Annotated in this window: 6 protein-coding genes; 5 read left to right on the top strand and 1 reads right to left on the bottom strand. The window is 72.7% G+C overall.

Annotation, left to right across the window (positions count from 1 at the left end; translation table 11 throughout):
- The first annotated feature begins 2 nt into the window (after nucleotides 1-2).
- The 4 genes from ACFZDA_RS18905 to ACFZDA_RS18890 all read left to right on the top strand — a co-directional run bounded on the left by ACFZDA_RS18905 (nucleotide 3) and on the right by ACFZDA_RS18890 (nucleotide 19,041).
- Nucleotides 3-16,334 (top strand): amino acid adenylation domain-containing protein, encoded by a 16,332-nt coding sequence (locus ACFZDA_RS18905; RefSeq protein WP_391082352.1) that lies wholly within the window; start codon nucleotides 3-5, stop codon nucleotides 16,332-16,334.
- A 129-nt stretch (nucleotides 16,335-16,463) separates the two neighbouring features.
- Nucleotides 16,464-16,673 carry an MbtH family protein gene (locus ACFZDA_RS18900; protein WP_152173466.1) on the top strand — a complete coding sequence of 70 codons (210 nt, stop codon included), beginning with the start codon at nucleotides 16,464-16,466 and terminating at the stop codon, nucleotides 16,671-16,673.
- A 32-nt stretch (nucleotides 16,674-16,705) separates the two neighbouring features.
- On the top strand, nucleotides 16,706-17,707 hold the full coding sequence (locus ACFZDA_RS18895; protein WP_391082349.1) for a TauD/TfdA family dioxygenase: 1,002 nt from the start codon (nucleotides 16,706-16,708) through the stop codon (nucleotides 17,705-17,707).
- 65 nt (nucleotides 17,708-17,772) lie between these two features.
- Nucleotides 17,773-19,041 carry a diaminobutyrate--2-oxoglutarate transaminase gene (locus ACFZDA_RS18890; protein WP_391082347.1) on the top strand — a complete coding sequence of 423 codons (1,269 nt, stop codon included), beginning with the start codon at nucleotides 17,773-17,775 and terminating at the stop codon, nucleotides 19,039-19,041.
- 80 nt (nucleotides 19,042-19,121) lie between these two features.
- On the opposite strand, the gene ACFZDA_RS18885 is transcribed toward ACFZDA_RS18890, so the two are convergent.
- Nucleotides 19,122-20,114, bottom strand: coding sequence for an aldo/keto reductase (locus tag ACFZDA_RS18885; protein ID WP_391082344.1), 993 nt, complete (start codon nucleotides 20,112-20,114; stop codon nucleotides 19,122-19,124).
- A gap of 263 nt (nucleotides 20,115-20,377) precedes the next feature.
- Between ACFZDA_RS18885 and ACFZDA_RS18880 the strand changes: the two genes are divergently transcribed.
- Nucleotides 20,378-21,592 (top strand): acyltransferase family protein, encoded by a 1,215-nt coding sequence (locus ACFZDA_RS18880; RefSeq protein WP_391082342.1) that lies wholly within the window; start codon nucleotides 20,378-20,380, stop codon nucleotides 21,590-21,592.
- Nucleotides 21,593-21,610 lie beyond the last annotated feature (18 nt).

Raw genomic sequence — 21,610 nt, 5'->3', positions numbered from 1 at the left:
CCATGAACACTGCGCTACCGCTCACCGCGGCCCAGCAAGGGGTGTGGGTCGCCCAGCGCCTCGCCCCCGACAGCCCCCTGTACACCTGCGGCATCTACTACGACGTCCCCGGCCCCGTGGACCGCGCCCCGCTGATCCGCGCGGTCGAGCAGGCCGTCGCCGAGACCGAGGCGCTGCGAGTACGCTTCCGCGACGACGGCGACGGCGACGAGGGCGGTGAAGCGGCGCGACAGGTCGTCGACCCGTCCGTCACGGGGGAGTTGGGGTACCTGGACCTCAGCGGCGAGCCCGACCCGGCAGCCGCCGCCCGCGCATGGATCGACGCCGACCAGTCCCGCCCCGTCCCGCTCACCGGCGACCGGCTGTTCCGCCACACCCTGCTGCGCCTCGGCCCGGACCGGCACTGGTTCCACTTCCGCTACCACCACATCCTCCTCGACGGCTACGGACAGGTCCTGCACTGCCGCCGAGTGCTGGAGCTCTACACGGCCCTCGCGGCGGGCGAGCAGCCGCCCCCGAGCGGCTTCGGCACCCTGCGCGAGGTCTTGGCCGAGGAGAACGCCTACCTCGGCTCCGCCCGCCACGAGCGCGACGGCGCCTACTGGCAACGGGAGTTCGCCGACCTGCCGGAGTCCACCGAGCTGGGCCACGGAGCCACGGGGCTCGCGCCCAGCCTGCCCGGCGCGACCGGTCGCCTGCCGGAGGACACCGTGCTCAGGGTGCGCGGGCTCGCCGGGTCCCGCTGGTCCCTGCCGGTGATCGCCGCCATGGCCGCCCACACTCACCGCGTCACCGGCGCCCACGACGTCCTCGTGCGCGTCTTCATGGCCGCCCGCCTCAGCCCGCAGGCCCTGGCGACACCCGCCATGCTCGTCAACGACGTCCCGCTGCGGATACCCGTCGACGGCTCCACCACCTTCGCCGAACTCCTGGACCGCGTCGCCGCCCGACTGGCCGAGGCGAGCCGCCACCAGCGCTACCCGCACGACGAACTCCGCCATGACCTCGCCGCCACCGCCCACCCGGGCACCCTGAACGGCCCGTCCCTGAACGTCCTCTCCTTCGCCGCCGCCCGCCTGCCCTTCGGGCCCCTCCAGGCCGAGGCACACCAGCTGGCCTCCGGCCCCGTCCGCGACCTCGCCCTGCACGCGTACGGCGACCCGGAGGCCGGCGACGGCATCGCGCTCACCGTCAACGCCCACCCCGGCCGCTTCACCCCCGAGGCGGCCGCCGCCCACCGCGACCGCTACACCCGCCTCCTCACCAGCGCCACCGAGCACCCCGAGCTGCCCATCGGCGCCCTCGACCTGCTCGACGACACGGAGCGGGAGACCTTCCACGCCCACAACACCACCGACCGCGCGACCGACCCGCGCTCGCTGGTGAAGCTGTTCGAGGAACAGGACCCGGCCGCCGAGGCCGTCGTCTTCGAGGGCGAGCGGCTGACGTACGGCGAACTGGGCGCCCGCGTGAACCGCCTCGCGCACGCCCTGCGCCGACGCGGCGTCGGACCGGAGTCGCGGGTGGCCGTGCGACTGCCGCGCTCGCTCGACCTGATCGTCGCGCTGTGGGCGGTGGTGAAGTCCGGTGCGGCGTACGTGCCCGTCGAGACCGGCTACCCCGCCGACCGGATTGCGTATGTCCTCGCCGACTCCCGTACGTCCTTCGTCATCGACGAGGAGAACGTGCGGTCCCTCGGCGAGGGCGAGCCCGAGACGAACCCCGGCGTCGCCCTGCGGGGGGACCACGCCGCGTACGTCATCCACACCTCGGGCACCACCGGCCGCCCCAAGGGCACCGTCGTCACCCACGCCGGCATCGCCAACATGCTGGCCTGGATGCAGGACGAGTACCGGCTGACCCCGGCGGACCGGGTCGTGCACAAGACGCCGGTCGGGTTCGACGTGTCGGTGTGGGAGGTGTTCTGGACCCTCACCCGCGGCGCGACCCTCGTCGTCGCCCGCCCCGACGGCCACCGCGACCCGGCCTATCTGGCCCGACTGGTCCGTGACGAGCGGGTCACCGTCATCCACTTCGTGCCGGCGATGCTCGGCCCGTTCCTCGACGAGTACCTGCCCACCGACTCGCTGCGCATGGTCAGCTGCGGCGGCGAGGCCCTGCCCGCCGGGCTCGCCGAGCGCTTCCACCGCGAGTGCGGCGCCGAGCTCCACAACTCCTACGGCCCCACCGAGTTCTCGGTGACCGCCACCTCCCACGCCTGCGCCCCCGGCGTGCCCGTCACCATCGGCACGCCGACCCACAACTCGTGTGCCTACGTGCTCGACCCGGCTCTCCAGCCGGTCCCGGACGGTGTCGCCGGCGAGCTGTACCTCGCGGGCGTCCAGCTCGCTCGCGGCTACTTCGACCGCCCCGGCCCGACTGCCGAGCGCTTCGTCGCCGACCCCCACGGCCCGGCCGGCACCCGTATGTACCGCACCGGCGACCTCGTGCGCCGACGGGCCGACGGCGACCTGGAGTTCGTCGGACGCGCCGACGACCAGATCAAGATCAACGGTCAGCGGGTCGAACCCGCCGAGGTCGAGGCCGTGCTGGCCGCGGTGCCCGGCGTCGAGCAGGCCGTGGTCCTCGTCCACGACTCGGCGGCGGGAGCCCGGCAGCTCGTCGGCTATGTGACCGGCACCCCGCAGACCGATCCCCGGACCCGCCTGGCGACCCTGCTGCCCGCCCACATGGTTCCCGTCGGCGTCCACGTCCTGCCGTCGATCCCGGTCACCCCCAACGGCAAGATCGACCGCCGCGCCCTGCCCGCCCCGGTCCGGCCGGTCAGCGGACGCGCACCCGGCACCACCACCGAGCACACCCTGCACGCCCTCGCCGCCGACCTGCTGAACCGCCCCGAACTGGGCGTGGACGACGACCTGTTCGCCCTCGGCGCTGACAGCATCCACGCCATCCAGCTCGTCAGCCGCGCCCGCCGCCAGGGCCTCCACCTCACTCCCCAGGACGTCTTCGACCACCCGACCGTCGCCCGCCTCGCCACCGCGGCGACCACGGCACCGGCGCCCGCTCTCGTCGAGGACGACCCGGTCGGCGAGCTCCCCGAGACACCGATGGCCCGGCGCCTCGCCGAACGCGGCGGCCCCACCGCCGGGTTCGCCCAGTCCCTCCTCCTCACCACCGGACCCGGCCTGTCGTACGAGCGCCTCGGCACGGCTCTCCAGCGCGTCCTCGACCGGCACGACGCCCTGCGCATGCGCGGCCGGCACATCCGGCCCGTGGGCGCCGTACGGGCCGAGGACTGCCTGACCCGCGCCCAGGACGACGACGTGGCCGCGCACAAGGAGGCCGCCCGTCGCGCACTGTCGCCCGAGGACGGCGCGATGGTCCGGGCCGTCTGGTTCGAGTCCGGGCGGCTCCTGCTCGTCCTCCACCACTTGGTCGTGGACGGCGTGTCCTGGCGCATCCTGCTGACCGACCTCGCGCACGCCCTCGCGGACGGCGACCTGTCCCCGGCCGGAACCTCCCTGCGCCACTGGGCCGGCCACCTCCAGGCTCCCGACGACGAACTCCCGCTGTGGACCGACCTGTTGTCCACCCCCGAACCCGTCCTCGGCGCCCGCCCCCTCGACCCGGCCCAGGACGTCCACGGCACCGCCCGCTCGATCACCGTCACCGTCCCGACGGACCTCACCGGCACCCTGCTGACCACGCTGCCGGCCGCCTACCGGGCCACCCCGGACGACATCCTGCTCGCCGCGCTCTCGGCCGCCGTACAGCGCCACCGGGGCGAGGGGCCGGTCCTGGTCGACCTGGAGGGCCACGGCCGCGACCACCTGCCCGACGGCATGGACCTGTCCACCACCGTCGGCTGGTTCACCCGCATCCACCCGGTCCGCCTCGCCGCCGGCAGCGAGACCGGCCCCGCCCTGCTCAAGCGCACCAAGGAGGAGCTCCGCGCCGTCCCGCACGGGGGCCGCGGCCACGACCTGCTCCGCGACCGCCTCACCGGCCTGCCAGCACCTCAGATCTCCTTCAACTACCTTGGCCGCCTGGACGCAACTGACCTCGGCGGCTGGCGCCTCGCCGACGACGCGACGGCCGTGGAACTGCTCGCCGACGACGGCCTCGCGCTCACCCACGCCCTCCAGATCGACGCCCACGTCCGCGACGGCGAGCTCACCGCCGAGTGGACCTACCCCTCGGGCGTCCTCACGGAGACCGAGGTCCGCGCCCTCGCCGAGGCATGGACCGCGGCCCTGGCCGAACTCGCCGTCCACACGCGAGGCGGACTCACCGTCTCCGACGTACCGCTCGTCCGGATCACCCAGGACGAACTGGATCGGTTCCGCGGCGCCACCGACGTGCTGCCGCTCTCCCCGCTCCAGGAGGGCCTGCTCTTCCTCGCGCTGTACGAGCCCGACGACCCGTATGTCGGCCAGCTCGTCCTGGAGATCGACGGCGGCTTCGACACCGAGCGGATGAGGAACGCCGCCACCGCGCTGCTGCACCGCCACCCCAACCTGCGCGCCGCCTTCCGCAGCCGCTCGGCCGGCGCCCCCGTCCAGGTCGTCCCCGCCGACGTCAAGGTGCCGTGGGAGGAGCGCGACGAGGACGACGTGGAGGCGTTCCTCGCCCGCGACCGGGCGCGCGGCTTCAGCGTCGTACGGCCGCCCCTGCTGCGGTTCACCGCCCTCGGCAACCGTCTCGTCCTGACCCACCATCACCTGCTGCTGGACGGCTGGTCCCTGCCGCTGCTGGTACGTGACCTGTTCAGCCTGTACGGCGGCGCCGAACTCCCCCCGGCCGCCCCGTACCGCGACTACCTGGCCTGGCAGCGCGGGCAGGACCAGGAGGCCTCCGCCGAGGCGTGGCGCGAACACCTCGCCGGCCTGACCGCACCCACCCTGCTCGCCCCCGCCGACCGCGCTTCCGACGGCCACGACGTCCACGAACTGGTTCTGTCCGAGGCGCTGACCGAGGCCCTGTCGGCGACCGCCCGTGCGCGCCGGCTCACCCTGAACACCGTCGTACAGGGCTTGTGGGCCCTGCTGCTGAGCGGCTTCACCGACCGTGACGACGTCGTGTTCGGCGCGACCGTCTCCGGGCGCCCGCCCGAGCTTCCCGGCGCGGAGTCGATGGTCGGGCTGTTCGTCAACACCCTGCCGGTCCGCGTGCGGATCGACCCCGACGAGCCCCTGACCGCCCTGCTGGCCCGGATCCAGCGCGAGCAGCGTTCGCTCGACGCCCACCAACACGCCTCCCTGGCGGAGCTGACACGTGCCTCCGGCTTCGACGCGCTGTTCGACACCATCGTCGCGTTCGAGAACTACCCGATGGACGACGGCATCGAAGCCGGCGGACTGCGCCTGGCCCACGCCGACCTCGTCGAGCGCACCCACTACCCGGTCAGCCTGTCCGTCTTCCCCGGCGAACGGCTGAGGCTGAGGTTCTCCTACCTCGCCGGCGCCTTCGACGCGTCGGCCGTCGCACGCGTCGCCGACCACCTGGCCGGCCTGCTCGGCAGCGTGGCAGCCGAACCAAACGTCGCAGCCGGTGAGTTGACCGCCGTGAGCGAGGAGGACCGGCTGCTGGTCACCGGCGTCCGTACGGCAGACGCTCCCGCGAAGGCCGCCGCCACCGCCACGGGCGGCGATCCCCGCTCGCCCGAGGAGCAGAGGCTGTGCGCCATCGTCGCCGACGTGCTCGGCGTCGAACGGGTCGGCGTGCACGACGAGTTCTTCGCGCTCGGCGGCACCTCGATCCTGATGATCCGCCTCGTCCACCGCGTCCGCGACGAGTTCGGCGTCGACCTGTCCCTGCGAGACGTCTTCGCCGGGCCGACCGTCGCCGGCGTCGCCGAACGGCTGACCCGGCTGGCCCCGCAGGCCAAGCGCATCACGGCCGAGGAGCGGCCCGGCCGCGTCCCGCTGTCGTTCGCCCAGGAACGCATGTGGTTCCTCCAGCGGCTCCAGGGCGCCTCGGGGACGTACAACATCCCCATCCAGGTCCGGCTCACCGGCCCGCTCGACGCGGACGCGCTCGGTGCCGCGCTCGCCGACCTGGTCGCCCGGCACGAGGCGCTGCGCACCCTGTACCCGGAGGACGCCGACGGCCCGCACCAGATCGTCCTGCCCCCGGACACCGGCTTCACCATGGAAGTCGTACGGGACGCGGGCCCCGCCCCCGACCTGGCCGCCTCCGCCGCCCGCCCCTTCGACCTCACCCGCGACCTGCCCCTGCGGGCCACGCTCTACCCGACCGGACCGGACACCCACGTCCTGCTCCTCGTGGTGCACCACATCGCCACCGACGGAGCCTCGCTGCGGCCCCTCACCGAGGACCTGTCCGCCGCCTACCGGGCCCGGCTCGACGGTGACGCACCCCGGTTCCCCGAACTCACCGTTCAGTACCCGGACTTCGCGATCTGGCAGCGCGAGACGCTCGCGGCGGACCTCCCGCGCCAGATCGACTACTGGAAGGAGCACCTCGACGGCCTCCCGCCCGAGGTCACCTTCCCCGGCGACCGGCCCCGCCCGGCCGTGGCCACACACCGCGGCGACCACGTGGAGTTCCCCGTCGACGCGGAGCTCTACCAGCGGATGCTGGACCTCGCCGGCCGTACCCGCACGACCCCGTTCATGATCCTCCAGGCCGCCGTGTCCCTGCTGCTGACCCGGCTCGGCGCGGGAGAGGACATCCCGCTCGGCGGTGTGATCGCCGACCGGCCCGACTCGGTGCTCGACGACGTGGTCGGCGTCTTCATCAACACCCTCGTCTACCGCATGGACACCTCGGGCGACCCGACCTTCGAGGAACTGCTGGTCCGCGTCCGCGAGACGGGCCTGGCCGCGTACGCCCACCAGGGCGTGCCGTTCGAGCGCCTCGTGGAGGAGCTCAACCCGGAACGCTCCCGCTCCCGGCACGCCTTCTTCCAGGTCATGCTGGCCTGGCTCGACCTCACCGAGGCCCGCTTCGACCTGCCCGGCGTCACCGCCGACCCCGGCCCGGTGACCAGCGGCACCGCCAAGTTCGACGTGCACTTCGACTGCCACGTCCACGAGGACGGCGGGCTGCTGTGCCGTCTGGAGTACGCCACCGACCTGTACGACCGCCGGACGGCGCAGAGCTTCGCGGCCCGCTTCGTACGCGTCCTGGAGGGCGTCACCGCCGACCCCGGACAGCGGCTGTCCCAGGTGGACGTGCTCGGCGCCGACGACCGCGACCTGGTGTTGCACGGCTGGAACGCCACCGACCTCGCGTGGGACGACCCGCGTTCGATCGTGGAGCGCTTCGAGGCGCAGGACCCGGACGCCGAGGCCGTCTTCTTCGAGGGCGAGCGCGTCACATACGGCGAACTCAACACCCGCGTGAACCGCCTCGCGCACGCCCTGCGCGACCGGGGCGTCGGCCCCGAGTCGAGGGTCGCGGTGATGCTGCCGCGCTCGGTGGACCTGATCGTGGCGCTGTGGGCGGTGATCAAGGCGGGCGCCGCGTACGTGCCCATCGACACCGGCTATCCCGCCGACCGGATCACGTACATCCTCGACGACTCCGACGCGACCCTGCTCATCTCCGACCGGGACGTGGACGGGTTCGACCGGATCGCGCCCGACAGTGGATCGGCGACGGAGAACCCGGACGTTCCCGTCCACGGCGACAACGCCGCCTACGTCATCTACACCTCCGGCTCCACCGGCCGCCCCAAGGGCACTGTCAACACCTACGCGGGCATGGCCAACCGCCTGTGGTGGATGCAGAGCGACCATGAACTGACGCCCGCCGAGCGGGTTTTGCAGTCCACCCCGGTGAGCTTCGACGTGTCGGTGTGGGAGGTCTTCTGGACCCTCACCCACGGTGGCACCCTCGTCGTCGCCCGCCCCGACGGCCATCGCGACCCGCTCTACCTGGAGCGGCTGATACGCGAGGAGCACGTCGGCATCGTCCACCTCAGTTCCTCGATGCTGGGTGCCTACCTCGCCGAGACCCGGCTGCCGGACTCGGTCCGCCTGGTCGTCTCCGGCGACGAGGCCCTGCCCGCCGAGCTGGTCCGCCGTTTCCACGAGGACGCGGAGAACGAGGCCGCCGTGCTCCTCAACGCCTACGGCCCGACCGAGGCGGCCGTCGACGTCACCACCTGGCCGGCCGGCCCGGACACCGAGACCGTGCTGATCGGCGGCCCCGTTGCCAACACCCGCATGTACGTGCTCGACGCCGACCTGGCCCCCGTCGCGCCGGGCGTGCCCGGCGAGCTGTACTGCGAGGGCGTCCAGCTCGCCCGCGGCTACCTCGACCGGCCCGCCCTGACCGCCGAACGGTTCGTCGCGAGCCCCTACGGGCCGCCCGGATCCCGTATGTACCGCACTGGCGACGTGGCCCGCTGGACGGCGGACGGCGAGCTGGAGTACCTGGGCCGCGCCGACAACCAGGTCAAGCTCCGCGGCTTCAGGGTCGAACTCGGCGAGATCGAGGACGCGCTGGCCGACCACCCTGCCGTCGCCCAGGCCGCCGCGGCCGTCCACGGCCAGTGGCTCGTCGGTTACGTCGTCCCCGCCGACCCGAGCGCCCCGCTCGACCCCGCCGACGACATCCGCGACCGGCTCGCCGCCCGGCTGCCCGAGTACATGGTCCCGGCCCAGATCCTCACCCTTGAGGAGCTGCCGCTCACCCCGAACGGCAAGCTCGACCGGAGGGCCCTGCCGGTCCCCGACCTCGCCCACACCGGCGGGCGAGCGCCGCGTACCCCGCAGGAGGAAATCCTGTGCGGCCTGTTCGCCGAGGTGCTCGGCGTGCCCGAGGTGTCGATCGACGACGACTTCTTCTCGCTCGGCGGCCACTCCCTCCTGGTCACCCGGCTGGCCGGCCGTATCCGCGCCGCCCTGGACGTCGACATCGAGCTGTCGGTGCTGTTCGAGGCGACGACCGTGGCGAAGCTCGCAGCTCGGCTCGGCCGGAGCGGACTGCGCCGCACCGGCATCACGGCCCAGCCGCGCGAGGGGCGCCTGCCGCTGTCGTACGCCCAGGAGCGACTGTGGTTTCTGCACCGCTTCGAGGGCCCGTCCTCGACGTACAACCTGCCGGTCGCGCTACGCCTGAGCGGCGACCTCGACGTGACCGCGCTCACCGCCGCCCTGGACGACCTGGCCGCGCGGCACGAGGCCCTGCGCACGGTCTTCGCCGAGGACGCACACGGCCCCCACCAGGTGGTGCTGCCGTCGGTGCCGCCGCTGAGCGTGGTGGGCGTCGGCGAGGAGGGGCTCGCCGCCCGACTGGCCGAGGCCGTCCGCACCCCGTTCGACCTCACCACCCAACCGCCGCTGCGGGCCACTCTGTTCGACCTGGGTGAGAGCGCGTACGTCCTGCTCCTCGTCCTGCACCACATCGCCGGCGACGGCGCCTCCATGGCCCCGCTCGCCCGCGACCTCGCCACCGCCTACGCGGCCCGGAGCCAGGGCGAGGAACCCGGCTGGGACCGACTGCCCGTCCAGGACGCCGACTTCGCGGTGTGGCAGCGGCAGACCCTGGGGGAGTCCGACGACCCGGGGAGCGTCCTTAACCGGCAGCTCGACCACTGGCGGGCCACGCTCGCCGGGCTGCCCGAGCAGATGGAGCTGCCCTTCGACCGGCCCCGGCCCGCCGTCCCCACCCACCGCGGCGACACGGTGCCCTTCACCGTCGGACCCGAGGTCCACGAGGCCCTGGTCCGGCTCGCCCGCGAGCACCACACGACCGTCTTCATGGTCGTGCACGCCGCCCTGGCCACCTTGCTGCACAGGCTGGGCGCGGGCGACGACATCGTCGTAGGCTCGCCCGTCGCGGGCCGCGCGGACGACGCCCTGGCACCCCTGGTCGGCTACTTCGCCAACAACCTCGTCCTGCGCACCGACCTCACCGGCGACCCCGACTTCACCGAGGTGCTGCGCCGGGTGCGGGCCGCCGACCTGGCCGCCTACGCCCACCAGGACGTACCGTTCGAGCGGATCGTGGAAGCGGTCAACCCGGCGCGCTCAACCGCCCGGCACCCGCTGTTCCAGACCGGCCTGAACTTCAACAACGCCGACCAGCAGACGGCCCTCGACCTCGCCGTCGAACTGCCCGGCCTGTCGGCGCACGTACAGCCGGTCGCCTCGCCGGCCGCCAAGTTCGACCTGTCGTTCTTCCTCACGGAGCGGCCCGAGGGCGGGGTGAGCGGACTCCTGGAGTTCGCCACCGACCTGTTCGACCGCGACTCGGCCGCGCGGATCGCGGAGCGCTTCACCCGGCTGCTCACCGACGTCATCGCCGAACCCGGCCGCCCCGTGGGGGAGTTCGACGTCGTGAACGAGGACGAGCGGCGCCTGCTGCTCACCGACTGGAACGCCACCGGCCACGAGGTGCCGGCGCAGACCCTCACCGACCTGATCGAAGGCCAGGTGGCCCGTACACCGGACGCCCCCGCGGTCGTCTTCGGCACCACCGAGCTGTTGTACGCCGAACTCGACGCCCGAGCCAACCGGCTGGCCCGGCAGCTGACCGGCCTGGGTGCCGGCCCGGAGCGGTACGTCGCCGTACTGATCCCGGTCTGCGAGGACATCCCGGTGACTCTGCTGGCCGCTCTGAAGACAGGGGCCGGCTATCTGCCGCTGGACCCGGCGCACCCGGCCGAGCGGCTCGCCTTCATGCTGAGCGACATCGCACCGGTCGCGGTCGTCACCACTGCCGAACTCGCGGGTCTGGTACGGCCGTTGACGGACGCCGCCGTCGTTCTGGCGGACGATCCGGCGATCGAGGAACAGCCGTCCGTCCCGCTCACCGAAGTGGTCCGTCGGCCCGAGCACGCGGCGTTCGTCATCTTCACCTCGGGCTCGACCGGGCGCCCCAAGGCGGTCGTCGTCGAGCACCGCTCGCTCGTCGCCTACCTGTCGTGGGCGACGGCCGAGTACACGAGCCTGCGTCGCCGTGTCCTGGTGCACTCCCCGGTCTCCTTCGACCTCACCGCCACCGGCATGTTCGGCCCGCTGATCTCCGGCGGCACCGTGGAACTGGTCCGCTGGACGTCCAGCGGACCCGACCCGGACGCCCACGTCACCCGGCCCGACTTCGTCAAGGCCACCCCCAGCCATCTCCACCTGCTCGGCGCGGTGCCCGAGAAGTACTCGCCGGAGGGCCAACTCGTCCTTGGCGGCGAGTCGTTGCTCGGCGACGTGCTGGACGCCTGGCGCGCCCGGCACCCCGGGGTGACCGTCCTCAACGAGTACGGCCCCACCGAGACCACCATCGGATGCAGCCTGTTCCGCATCGACCCCGGCGACCCCGTGCCGCCCGGCGTCATCACCATCGGCACCCCTGCCTGGAACACCCAGATGTACGTGCTGGACACCCTGCTGCGCCCGGCACCCGTCGGCACCCCCGGCGAGCTGTACGTCGCGGGCGACCTCGTCACCCGCGGCTACCACGGCCGCCCCGGGCTGACCGCCGGACGCTTCGTCGCCAACCCGTACGGCCCGCCCGGATCCCGGATGTACCGCACCGGTGACCTGGCCCGCTGGACGGCCGCGGGACTGCTGGAGTTCGTCAGCCGCGTGGACGACCAGGTGAAGATCCGCGGCTTCCGCATCGAACTCGGCGAGGTGGAGGCCGTCCTGACGGGCCGGCCCGGCATCGACGCCGCCGCTGTGGTGGTCCGCGAGGACACGGCCGGCGACAAGCGCCTCGTCGCCTACGTGGTGCCGGAAGCGGATTGTCCGGCGGACCCGGCCGCACTGCGCGCGGCGGCCGCGCGGGCCCTGCCCGACTACATGGTCCCCGCCGCGTTCGTCGTGCTGGAGGCCCTGCCGCTCACAGCCAACGGCAAGATCGCCCGCAAGGCGCTGCCCGCTCCGGACCTCAAGCCCGAGGGCTCGGGCCGACCGCCCGCCGAGGGCATGGAGCGGCGCCTGGCGGACCTCTTCGCGGCCGTCCTCGGCGTGCCCGCCGTGGGCGCCGACGACGACTTCTTCCGCCTCGGCGGCCACTCCCTGCTCGTCGCACGCCTGGTCAACCGCGTCCGGGCCGACCTGGGCGCCGAGCTGTCCATCCGGGAGGTCTTCGAGCACGCGACCGTCGCCGGACTTGCCGAGCTGCTGTCGGGACGGCCGACGCAGGCCCCGCGGCCTGCGCTCGTCCCGCGTGAACGGCCCGAGCGGGTGCCCCTGTCGGCAGCGCAGCGGCGGATGTGGTTCCTCGACCGGCTCGACGGCCAGGCGCAGACGTACACCATCCCGGTCGTCCTGCGGATGACCGGAACCCTCGACAGGGACGCCCTGCGCGACGCCTTCGGCGACCTGGTCCGGCGCCACGAAGTGCTGCGCACGGTGATCGCCGAAGGGCCGGACGGACCGCACCAGGTCGTCGTCGACACCGAACCGCGCTTCGCGATCCGGTCGTTCGACCCGGCCGACTTCGCCACAGGGGTGGCGGAGGCCGCCCGGATGCCCTTCTCTCTCGACCGGCAACTGCCCATCCGCGCCGAGCTGTTCACCGACGGTGAGCACGAACACGCCCTGCTGCTCCTCCTGCACCACATCGCGGGCGACGGCGCGTCCATGCGGCCTCTCGCCGAGGACCTCTCCACGGCCTACGCCGCCCGACTCGCGGGCCGCGCCCCCGACTGGGCCGCGCTGCCCGTTCAGTACGCCGACTACGCGCTGTGGGAGCGGGAACTGCCCGCCGACCGGGTCGACTTCTGGACGAGGGAGCTGGCCGGGATCCCCGAACAGATCGAGTTGCCCACCGACCGGCCCCGGCCGGCCGTCCCCTCCCCGCGCGGTGGCACGGTGCCCTTCACGGTGCCGGCCGCACTGCGCCGCCGTGTCGACGCGCTCGGCCGGGACCGGGGCGCCAGCGCCTTCATGGTGCTCCACGCCACGCTCGTCACCCTGCTGAAGCGACTCGGCGCCGGTGACGACATCGTGCTCGGAACGCCCGTCGAGGGCCGCCCGGACACCGTGCTCGAAGACCTCGTCGGGCTCTTCGCCAACACGCTGGTCCTGCGCGTCGACGCCTCCGGCGACCCCACGTTCGAGGAACTCCTCGACCGTGTGCGAGCGGCGGACGTGGCCGCGTACGACCACACCGACGTGCCCTTCGAGCGGCTGGTCGAGGTCCTCAACCCGGCGCGCTCGCGCTCCCGGCACCCGCTGTTCCAGGTCATGCTGACGGTGAATCAGGAGACAGTCGCCCCCACGCTCCCCGGACTGGAGGTGACCGTCGGGGAGGTGCCGGGCGACCGGGCCAAGTTCGACCTGTCGCTGATGTTCGTCGAGAACAGTGAAGGCGGTGAGAGCGGCTGGTCCGGGTGGGTCGAGTACGCCTCGGACCTGTTCGACCGCGCCACCGCCGAGAGCGTCGCCGCCCGTTATCTGCGTCTGCTTCAGGAGGTGACGGCCGACCCGGCACGCCCCCTGCACGCCCTGCCCCTGCTCACCTCCGCCGAACGCCACGACGCGCTCACCGGGCGGGGCGGCGCCGCAGCGTCACTGCCCGAGGCCTCGCTGCCGGAGATGTTCGAGGCACAGGCGGCGCGCACCCCGCACGCCGTGGCCGTCGTCGCGGACGATACGGAGTTCTCCGACGGTACGGAGCTGACGTACGACGCCCTGAACCGCAGCGCCAACCGGCTCGCCCGGCACCTGGTCGCGCTCGGGGCCGGACCGGAGACCGTCGTCGCCGTGGTCCTGCCGCGCCGCCCGGAGGTCGTCGTGGCGCTGCTCGCGGTCCTGAAGACCGGGGCCGCCTACCTGCCGATCGACCCGGCCAACCCGCAGGCGCGGATCGACGCCCTCGTCGCCGACGCGGGCGCGGCGATCGTGCTCGACGAGGACGCGCTCGCCGCAGCACCGTGCACCGGCGCGGACGGCGACCCGGGCGTGCGGGTCCATCCCCGCCAGGCCGCCTACCTGATCTACACCTCCGGATCGACGGGCCGCCCGAAGGGAGTGGTCGTCGAACACGGCTCGCTCGCCGCCTACTTGAGCGAGGCCGCGGCGATGTACCCGGCCGCCGCGGGCGAATCCCTGGTCCACACCTCCCTCGCCTTCGACATGCCGGTGACCACGCTGTTCACGCCGCTGATCACGGGCGGCCGGGTGCGGTTCGGGGAATTGGACGAGGACACACCCACCCCCGACCTGCTCAAGGTCACCCCGAGCCATCTACGGCTGCTTCAGTCGCTGCCCGACCGCGCCGGCGACGCCCGGAACCTGGTCATCGGCGGCGAGGCACTCGACGGCACCGCCCTCCAGGCGTGGCGTGAGCGGCACCCCAAGGCCGTGGTGATCAACGAGTACGGTCCCACGGAGGCGACCGTCGGCTGTGTCGTCCACCGGCTCGAACCGGACGACGACCTCGGAGCGGGGCCGGTGCCCATCGGCCGCCCCATCGCGGGGGCGCGCGTCTACGTGCTCGACGACCACCTGCAGCCCGTCCCCGACGGAGTGTGGGGCGAGTTGTACCTCGCCGGCGCCGGCCTCGCCCGTGGTTACGCCGGCCGTCCCGGCCAGAGCGCCGAACGCTTCGTCGCCGACCCGTACGGTCCGCCCGGCACTCGGATGTACCGGGTGGGCGACCGGGCCCGCTGGAACCGTGCCGGGGTGCTGGAGTACGCCGGACGCGTCGACGACCAGGTCAAGATCCGGGGCTACCGGATCGAGCCCGGCGAGATCGAGACCGCGCTGACCGCGCTCGACGGGGTGGCAAGGGCCGCCGTGATCGCCCGCGAGGACCGTCCGGGCGACCAGCGGCTGGTGGCGTACGTCGTCACCGAAACGCCGCTGGCGGCCGATGAGTTGAAGGCCCGGCTCGCCACCGTCCTCCCCACCCACCTCGTACCGTCCGCGTTCGTCGAGGTCGACGCGATCCCGCTGAACGCCAACGGCAAGCTCGACCGCAGGGCGCTGCCCGCCCCGCCGGACACCGCCGCCGGTACCGGCCGGGCGCCGCGGACTGAAACGGAAACCCTGCTGTGCGGGCTGTTCGCCGAGGTGCTGGGGGTGCCGGAGGTCTCCGCCGACGACGACTTCTTCGCGCTGGGCGGTCACTCCCTGCTTGCCGTCCGTCTGGTCGGCCGGATCGGTGAGAAGCTGGCGGTCCGCTTCAGCCTGTCGGCGCTTCTCGAAGCACCGACCCCGGCGGGACTGGCCTGCCGCCTCACGGAGGGTGGCCCGCAGGCTTCGTCGTGGGTGCCGGACTCGGAAACCGAGCTGAGTCCCGCCCTGCGCTTCCGGTCCGGCACATCCCCCGCCGGCCCGTATGCCGGTGCTCCTGAAGAGATTCTGCTGACCGGGGCCACGGGGTTCGTCGGAGCCTTCCTCCTGGCCGAGCTGCTGCACCGGACATCGGCGCGGGTGCACTGCCTCGTCCGTGCGCGGACCGACGCCGAGGCGGGCGAGCGGCTGACCGGGGCCCTGCGGCGCTACGCCATCGACCTCGGGACGACGCCGGACGATCCGCGGCTGAATGTCGTCCGGGGGGACCTGGCGGCAGCGGACCTCGGCCTCGAACCCGCGGACTGGGCGAGGCTGCGCGAGCGGGTCGACACGATCGTCCACAGCGGCGCACACGTCCATCACCTCTCGCCGTACACCCGGCTGAAACCGGCCAACGTGGAGGGCACCCGGACCCTGCTGCGCCTGGCCGCCGAAGGCCGGCCGAAGGCGTTTCACCACCTTTCCACCCTCGGTGTGTTCAGGCCCGGCGAGGACTTCCGGCTGGTCACGGAGGATTCACCGATCGACGGTCAGAAACACCCCTTCGCCAGCGGGTACACGGCGAGCAAATGGGTCGCGGACCGGCTCGTGGAGCGTGCCTTCGAGCGGGGGGCCACCGGCGGCATCCACCGGCTCGGCCGCATCTGGACGCATACCTCGACCGGTGCCGTCAGTCAGGACGACATGTTCTCCCGACTGCTCACCAGTTGCGCCGCGCTCGGCTGCTACCCGGTCGGACCGGATCTGGAGGAAGCGCTGCTCCCCGTCGATGTCCTGGCCCGCGCTGTCGTGGGGCTGATCGTGACCGGGACGGGAACCGCCCGTGTGCATCACCTCCACCACCCGCGCAGGATCGGAGCCGGTGTCTTCATGAGCGTCTACGACCGGATGCGTGGGACGGTCTGCGAACCGGTCCCGCTCACCGTGTGGCTGCACCGTCTGCGGCGCGCGAGCGAACGGGGACAGGACCTGCCGATCCTGCCCTACCAGGCGTACCTCGAAGAGCACGCGAGGAACGCACCGGACCCACAGCAGCCGACCCTGGAGTTCGGGAACGACAGGACGCTCCAGCGCCTGCGGGAGCTGGCGGTCGCGATCCCGGACATCGACGAGGCCGCGATCTCCCGCTACTGGGACTTCGTCGAACGGTGAGCGAGCCGCGCTCCTCATCGACCTGATGACCGGCCACACCGCCCGGACAGGCGGGCGGAACCGTGGCCCGACTTCCCCACACCGGGAGGCGAAGCGCCTCCCGGCTCCCGAAAGGAACACCGACCCGTCATGACCAACCCCTTCGAGAACCCCGACGGCACCTACCGGGTCCTGGCCAACGACGAAGGCCAGCACTCGCTGTGGCCCGACTTCACCGCCGTGCCCGCCGGCTGGACCACCGTCTTCGGCCCGGACAGCCGGACCGCCTGCCTGGAGTACGTCGAGCGCGAGTGGACCGACCTGCGCCCCAAGAGCCTCGTCCGGGCCATGGGCGAGTGACGCGGACGCAGCGGACGAAAGGGAGCACGCACGTGAGCAGCGTCGGCATGACGCAGGCACCGTACGCCCCGGCGAGCGCCGACGGCACGGTGCGGTACGGCGCCTCCACCCTGGCCCGGTTCGGCCATGTGGCGGCGGAACTGCTGGACCAGGCGGGCGACCGGGTCGACGACCCCGCATGGGTGGCCCTCGCCCGGCACGTCTGGGAGGACGTCCCCGCCGAAATACGGCGCACCGTCAGGGAGTTCCGCAGGCATTCCGGCCCCGACGGGGCCCTCGTCCTCAGGAGCCTCCCCATCGGTGCCGCGCACCTGCCGCCCACCCCCATGGTGAAGGGCTCGGTCCAGCGCGGCCCGTCCCTGTCCGCGGCGACACTGCTGCTGTTCGCGGCCGGGCTTGGCGACCCGGCCGCGTTCGCGGCGGAGAAGTCCGGCGCCCTCGTCCAGGACGTCGTGCCGGTGCCCGGCCAGGAGACCGTCCAGGGCAACGTCGGCTCGGTCGAACTCACCTTCCACACCGAGAACGCCTTCCACCCCCACCGCCCCGACTACGTCATGCTGCTGTGCCTGCGCCCCGACCATGAGGGCACAGCCGAACTGCGCACCAGCTGCGCCCGACGCGTCCTGCCACGGCTGACACCCGGCACCCGGGAGGCGCTCGGCAGGCCCGAGTACATCACCGAGGCACCGCCGTCCTTCGGCCCGGCCGGCGAGGGCACCGCGCACGCCGTGCTCACCGGCGACCCGGACGACCCCGACTGGTGCTTCGACGAGGCGGCCACCAAGGCGGTGACCCCCGAGGGCCGGGCCGCCCTCGCCGAACTGGCCGAGGTGGCGCACCGCACGTACACCGGGGTGCTGCTGTGCCCCGGAGACCTCGCAGTCGTCGACAACCGGATCACCCTGCACGGCCGTTCCGCGTTCACCCCGCGCTACGACGGCCGCGACCGCTGGCTCCAGCGGACCTTCGCCTTCAGCGACCTGCGCCGTTCCCGCGACCACCGTCCCGGTGACGGAACGGTGCTGGTCAAGTGACCCCGCACATGACGTCGGCCCGCGACGCGTTACGAGAACCGTCGACATGAAAGGTACGTGCTGACATGACCGAGACCGACCGGACGCCCCTCACGGTGTTCGAACGTCACGAGTCGAACGTACGCAGCTACTGCCGCAACTTCCCGGTGGTCTTCGAACGAGCCGCCGGACACCATCTGTGGGACACCTCGGGGCGCCGCTATGTGGACCTGCTGTGCGGGGCCGGCTCGCTCAACTACGGCCACAACCCGCCCGAGATCGTCGAACGGGTGACGGCCTACCTCACGGCCGGCGGCCCGGTGCAGTCGCTGGACCTGCACACCACGGCCAAGGCGGACTTCCTGGAGCGGTTCACCGGCCTCGTCCTCCAGCCGCGCGGCCTCGGCGACCACGTCGTCCAGTTCCCCGGACCGGCCGGAACCCTCGCCGTCGAGGCCGCCCTGAAGCTGGCCCGCAAGGTCACCGGGCGCACCGAGGTGATCGCCTTCACCGGAGGCTTCCACGGCGCGTCCCTCGGCGCCCTCGCCGCCACGACCACCCCGCTGCTGCGCGGCGCGGCGGGCGTACCCCTGACCGACGTCACGATCCTCCCGTACGGCGACGCGGCCGAGCCCGATCCGTTCACCGCCCTGGAACACGCCCTCGGCCCGGGCGCGGCCACGCCCCCGCCCGCCGCGGTCCTGCTGGAGACGGTCCAGGGCGAGGGCGGACTGCACACCGCGCCCCGCGCGTGGCTGGCCCGGATCCGTGAACTCGCTGACGCCACCGGCACGTTGGTCATCGTGGACGACATCCAGGCGGGCTGCGGACGCACCGGTACCTTCTTCAGCTTCGAGGACGCCCCCGAACTCCGCCCCGACCTGGTCTGCCTGTCGAAGTCCCTCAGCGGCATGGGGCTGCCGATGGCGGCGCTGCTGATCCGGCGCGAGATCGACCGTTGGGCCCCCGGCGAGCACAACGGCACGTTCCGTGGCCACAACCTCGCCTTCGTGGCGGGCTCCGCGGCACTGGACCACTGGGCCGACCCGCACTTCACCGACCACGCCGCCGAACTGTCCGCCGCGATCCGCACCAGCCTCGCGAGCATCACCGACGCCCTCCCGGTGGGTGCCGCCGAAGTCGTCGGCAAGGGAGCGATGAGCGGACTGAGATTCCCCACCCCCCAGGCGGCCGAGCGGATACGCGAGGCGTTGTTCCGCGCCGGCGTCGTCGCCGAGACCTCGGGGTCGGGGCATGTACTGAAGCTCCTGCCACCCCTGACGATCTCCCTCACCGAGTGGAAGGAAGTGGCGGACACCTTGGGCGACACCGTCCAGGTACTCGCCACGGCGTAGTCGCCCGACACCCTGGGGACGAGCCGGGCCCAGCGGCCGCGGCCGTCCCCAGGTGCTTTTCGCAGTGCTCCGCACCACCGCTACCAGGCGAAGGCCTCCGGAGACGGTCCCGGCCCCGGGAAGATCTCGTCCAGCCCGGCCAGCAGCTCCTCGCTCAGATCCAACTCGACGGCGCGCAGGGCGGATTCGAGCTGCTCCGCCGTGCGCGGGCCGACGATCGGACCGGTCACGCCGGGACGGGTGAGCAGCCAGGCCAGGGCGGCCTCGCCGGGCTCCAGACCATGCTTGTCGATCAGGTCCTCGTACGCCTGGATCTTCGCGTGTACCTCAGGGCCGGACATGGCGCCCGCGGCTCGACCCTCGCTGCGCCGACCGCCCTCGACCTCCTTCTTCAGCACGCCGCCGAGCGCACCGCCGTGCAGCGGCGAGAACGGGATGACGCCGAGGCCGTACTCCTGCGCGGCCGGGATGACCTCCATCTCGGCGCGGCGCTCGTAGAGGTTGTAGAGGCACTGCTCGCTCACGAGGCCGATGGTGTGGCCGCGACGGGCGGCGATCTCGTTCGCCTGGGCGATCTTGTAGCCCGGGAAGTTGGAGGACCCGGCGTAGAGGATCTTCCCCTGCTGGACCAGGACGTCGATGGCCTGCCAGATCTCCTCGAACGGGGTGTCCCGGTCGATGTGGTGGAACTGGTAGAGGTCGATGTGGTCGGTCTGGAGCCGCTTGAGCGACGCGTCCACGGCGCGCCGGATGTTCACCGCCGACAGCTTCTCGTGGTTGGGCCACGCCGCGCCGTCCGCCCCCATGTTGCCGTACACCTTGGTGGCGAGGACGACCTTGTCGCGCCGCTCGCCGCCCTTCGCGAACCAGTTGCCGATGATGCTCTCGGTACGGCCCTTGTTCTCGCCCCAGCCGTACACGTTCGCCGTGTCGAAGAAGTTGATGCCCGCGTCCAGCGCCGCGTCCATGATGGCGTGGCCGTCGGCCTCGTCGGTGTGCGGACCGAAGTTCATGGTGCCGAGGACGAGCCGGCTGACCTTGAGTCCCGTGCGTCCGAGCTGCGTGTACTTCATGGACTGCACGCTAGTCGCGTGAAGTGCGCTCCAGGGGTGCTTTGAAAGTCCCGCACCGCAGTGACACACCCCTGCCACGCGACCAGCCACCGATGCCGGACACCGAGACGACCGAGCCGGGCGTGCGCCCACGGCGTGAAGCCGAACTCTGGGACGCCGCCGAACGGTTCACGGCGGCTTGAGCGGCCGGCCGCGGGTATGGCCCTCGACGGCCGGCCGCCCAACACTGGTGGGAACGCAGGCGAATCGGGGGAGGACGCGGCATGGCGACGCGTACGGAGTCACCGCAGGCGGGGTTACCGCAGGGACGGCGGCCGGAGCTGGACGTGATGCGGATGGCGGTGGTCGTCGGGCTGGTCTTCTTCCACTCGGCGCTGGTGTTCGCGACCGAGGGCGACTTCTACGTCAGGAACGCCGACACCACCGAAGCCATCACGGTCATCGCCGGGTTCGGGGTCGTCTGGGCGATGCCGCTGCTGTTCCTGATCTCCGGCCTGGGCGCCCGGCACTCGCTGCGGCGCCGCGGCGCGGGCACCTTCGCCAAGGAGCGCTCGCTGCGGCTGGGCATCCCGCTGCTCGTCGGGACCCTCCTGTTGAACCCGCTCTCGCAGTGGCTGCGGCTGCGCTCCTCGGACCCGGACTACGACGAGTCGTACGCCGGCTTCCTGCCCCGCTTCTTCGACGTGCACGTGGAGTTCGACGAACTGCCCTTCTTCCTCCAGGGGGAGCACTTCGAGACCGGTCATCTCTGGTTCGTCGTGCTCCTGCTGACGTTCTCCCTGATGCTGGCGCCCCTGCACCGCTTCCTGCCCCACGAGCCCTTCCACCGGCTCGCCGACCGCGCGGCGGCCGTGTCCCTGCGCCGACGAGGCGTCGTACTGCTGCCGGCCCTCGCCTTCGCCGCGATCTGCGCCTTCGCCGGCATGGAGGAGGGCTACGCGGGCTGGCACCGCTGGTCGTACCTCCTCTTCTTCGCCGCCGGCTTCACTCTCGCCACCGACCCCCGCTTCCGCACCGTCATGCGCCGGGACGCACGCCCCACGGCCTGTCTCGGCGTCCTCCTGTTCATGGCGGCCGCCCCGGGCTTCACCACGGCCGACGACCCCTTCACGGAGACGACCCCTCTGGCCGTGGTCTCCCGGGCCCTGTTCGGGGCGGCCGGCTGGTGCCTGGTCGTCGCCATCCCGGGCCTCCTCGACCGCCCCCGCCGACAGCTCCCACCAGGGTCCCCGGAGCCGGCGGCTCCCACGACGGGGCAGCGCGTGTACGGGTACCTCGCCCCCGCCGTCCTTCCGCTGTACGTACTCCACCAGCCGATCGTCGTCGCCGTCGCCTACTTCGTGGTGGGCTGGGCCGCTCCGATTCCGGTCGAGTACGTGGTGCTGGTGACGATCTCCCTCGCCCTGACGCTCGCGGCGTACGAGCTGTTGGTGCGCAGGACGCGGGTGACGCGTTTCCTGTTCGGGATGCGGGGCTGAGGAGACCGCCTCGTCAGC

The sequence above is a fragment of the Streptomyces sp. NPDC007991 genome (genome assembly GCF_042958445.1).
GTDB lineage: Bacteria > Actinomycetota > Actinomycetes > Streptomycetales > Streptomycetaceae > Streptomyces.
This window is presented reverse-complemented; position numbering and strand designations above follow the sequence as displayed.

Bases quoted from the DNA above. Each gene is read 5' to 3' on its own strand.
- ACFZDA_RS18890 (WP_391082347.1), top strand. From the start codon at position 17,773: ATGACCGAGACCGACCGGACGCCCCTCACGGTGTTCGAACGTCACGAG.
- ACFZDA_RS18880 (WP_391082342.1), top strand. From the start codon at position 20,378: ATGGCGACGCGTACGGAGTCACCGCAGGCGGGGTTACCGCAGGGACGG.
- ACFZDA_RS18900 (WP_152173466.1), top strand. From the start codon at position 16,464: ATGACCAACCCCTTCGAGAACCCCGACGGCACCTACCGGGTCCTGGCC.
- ACFZDA_RS18885 (WP_391082344.1), bottom strand. From the start codon at position 20,114: ATGAAGTACACGCAGCTCGGACGCACGGGACTCAAGGTCAGCCGGCTC.
- ACFZDA_RS18905 (WP_391082352.1), top strand. From the start codon at position 3: ATGAACACTGCGCTACCGCTCACCGCGGCCCAGCAAGGGGTGTGGGTC.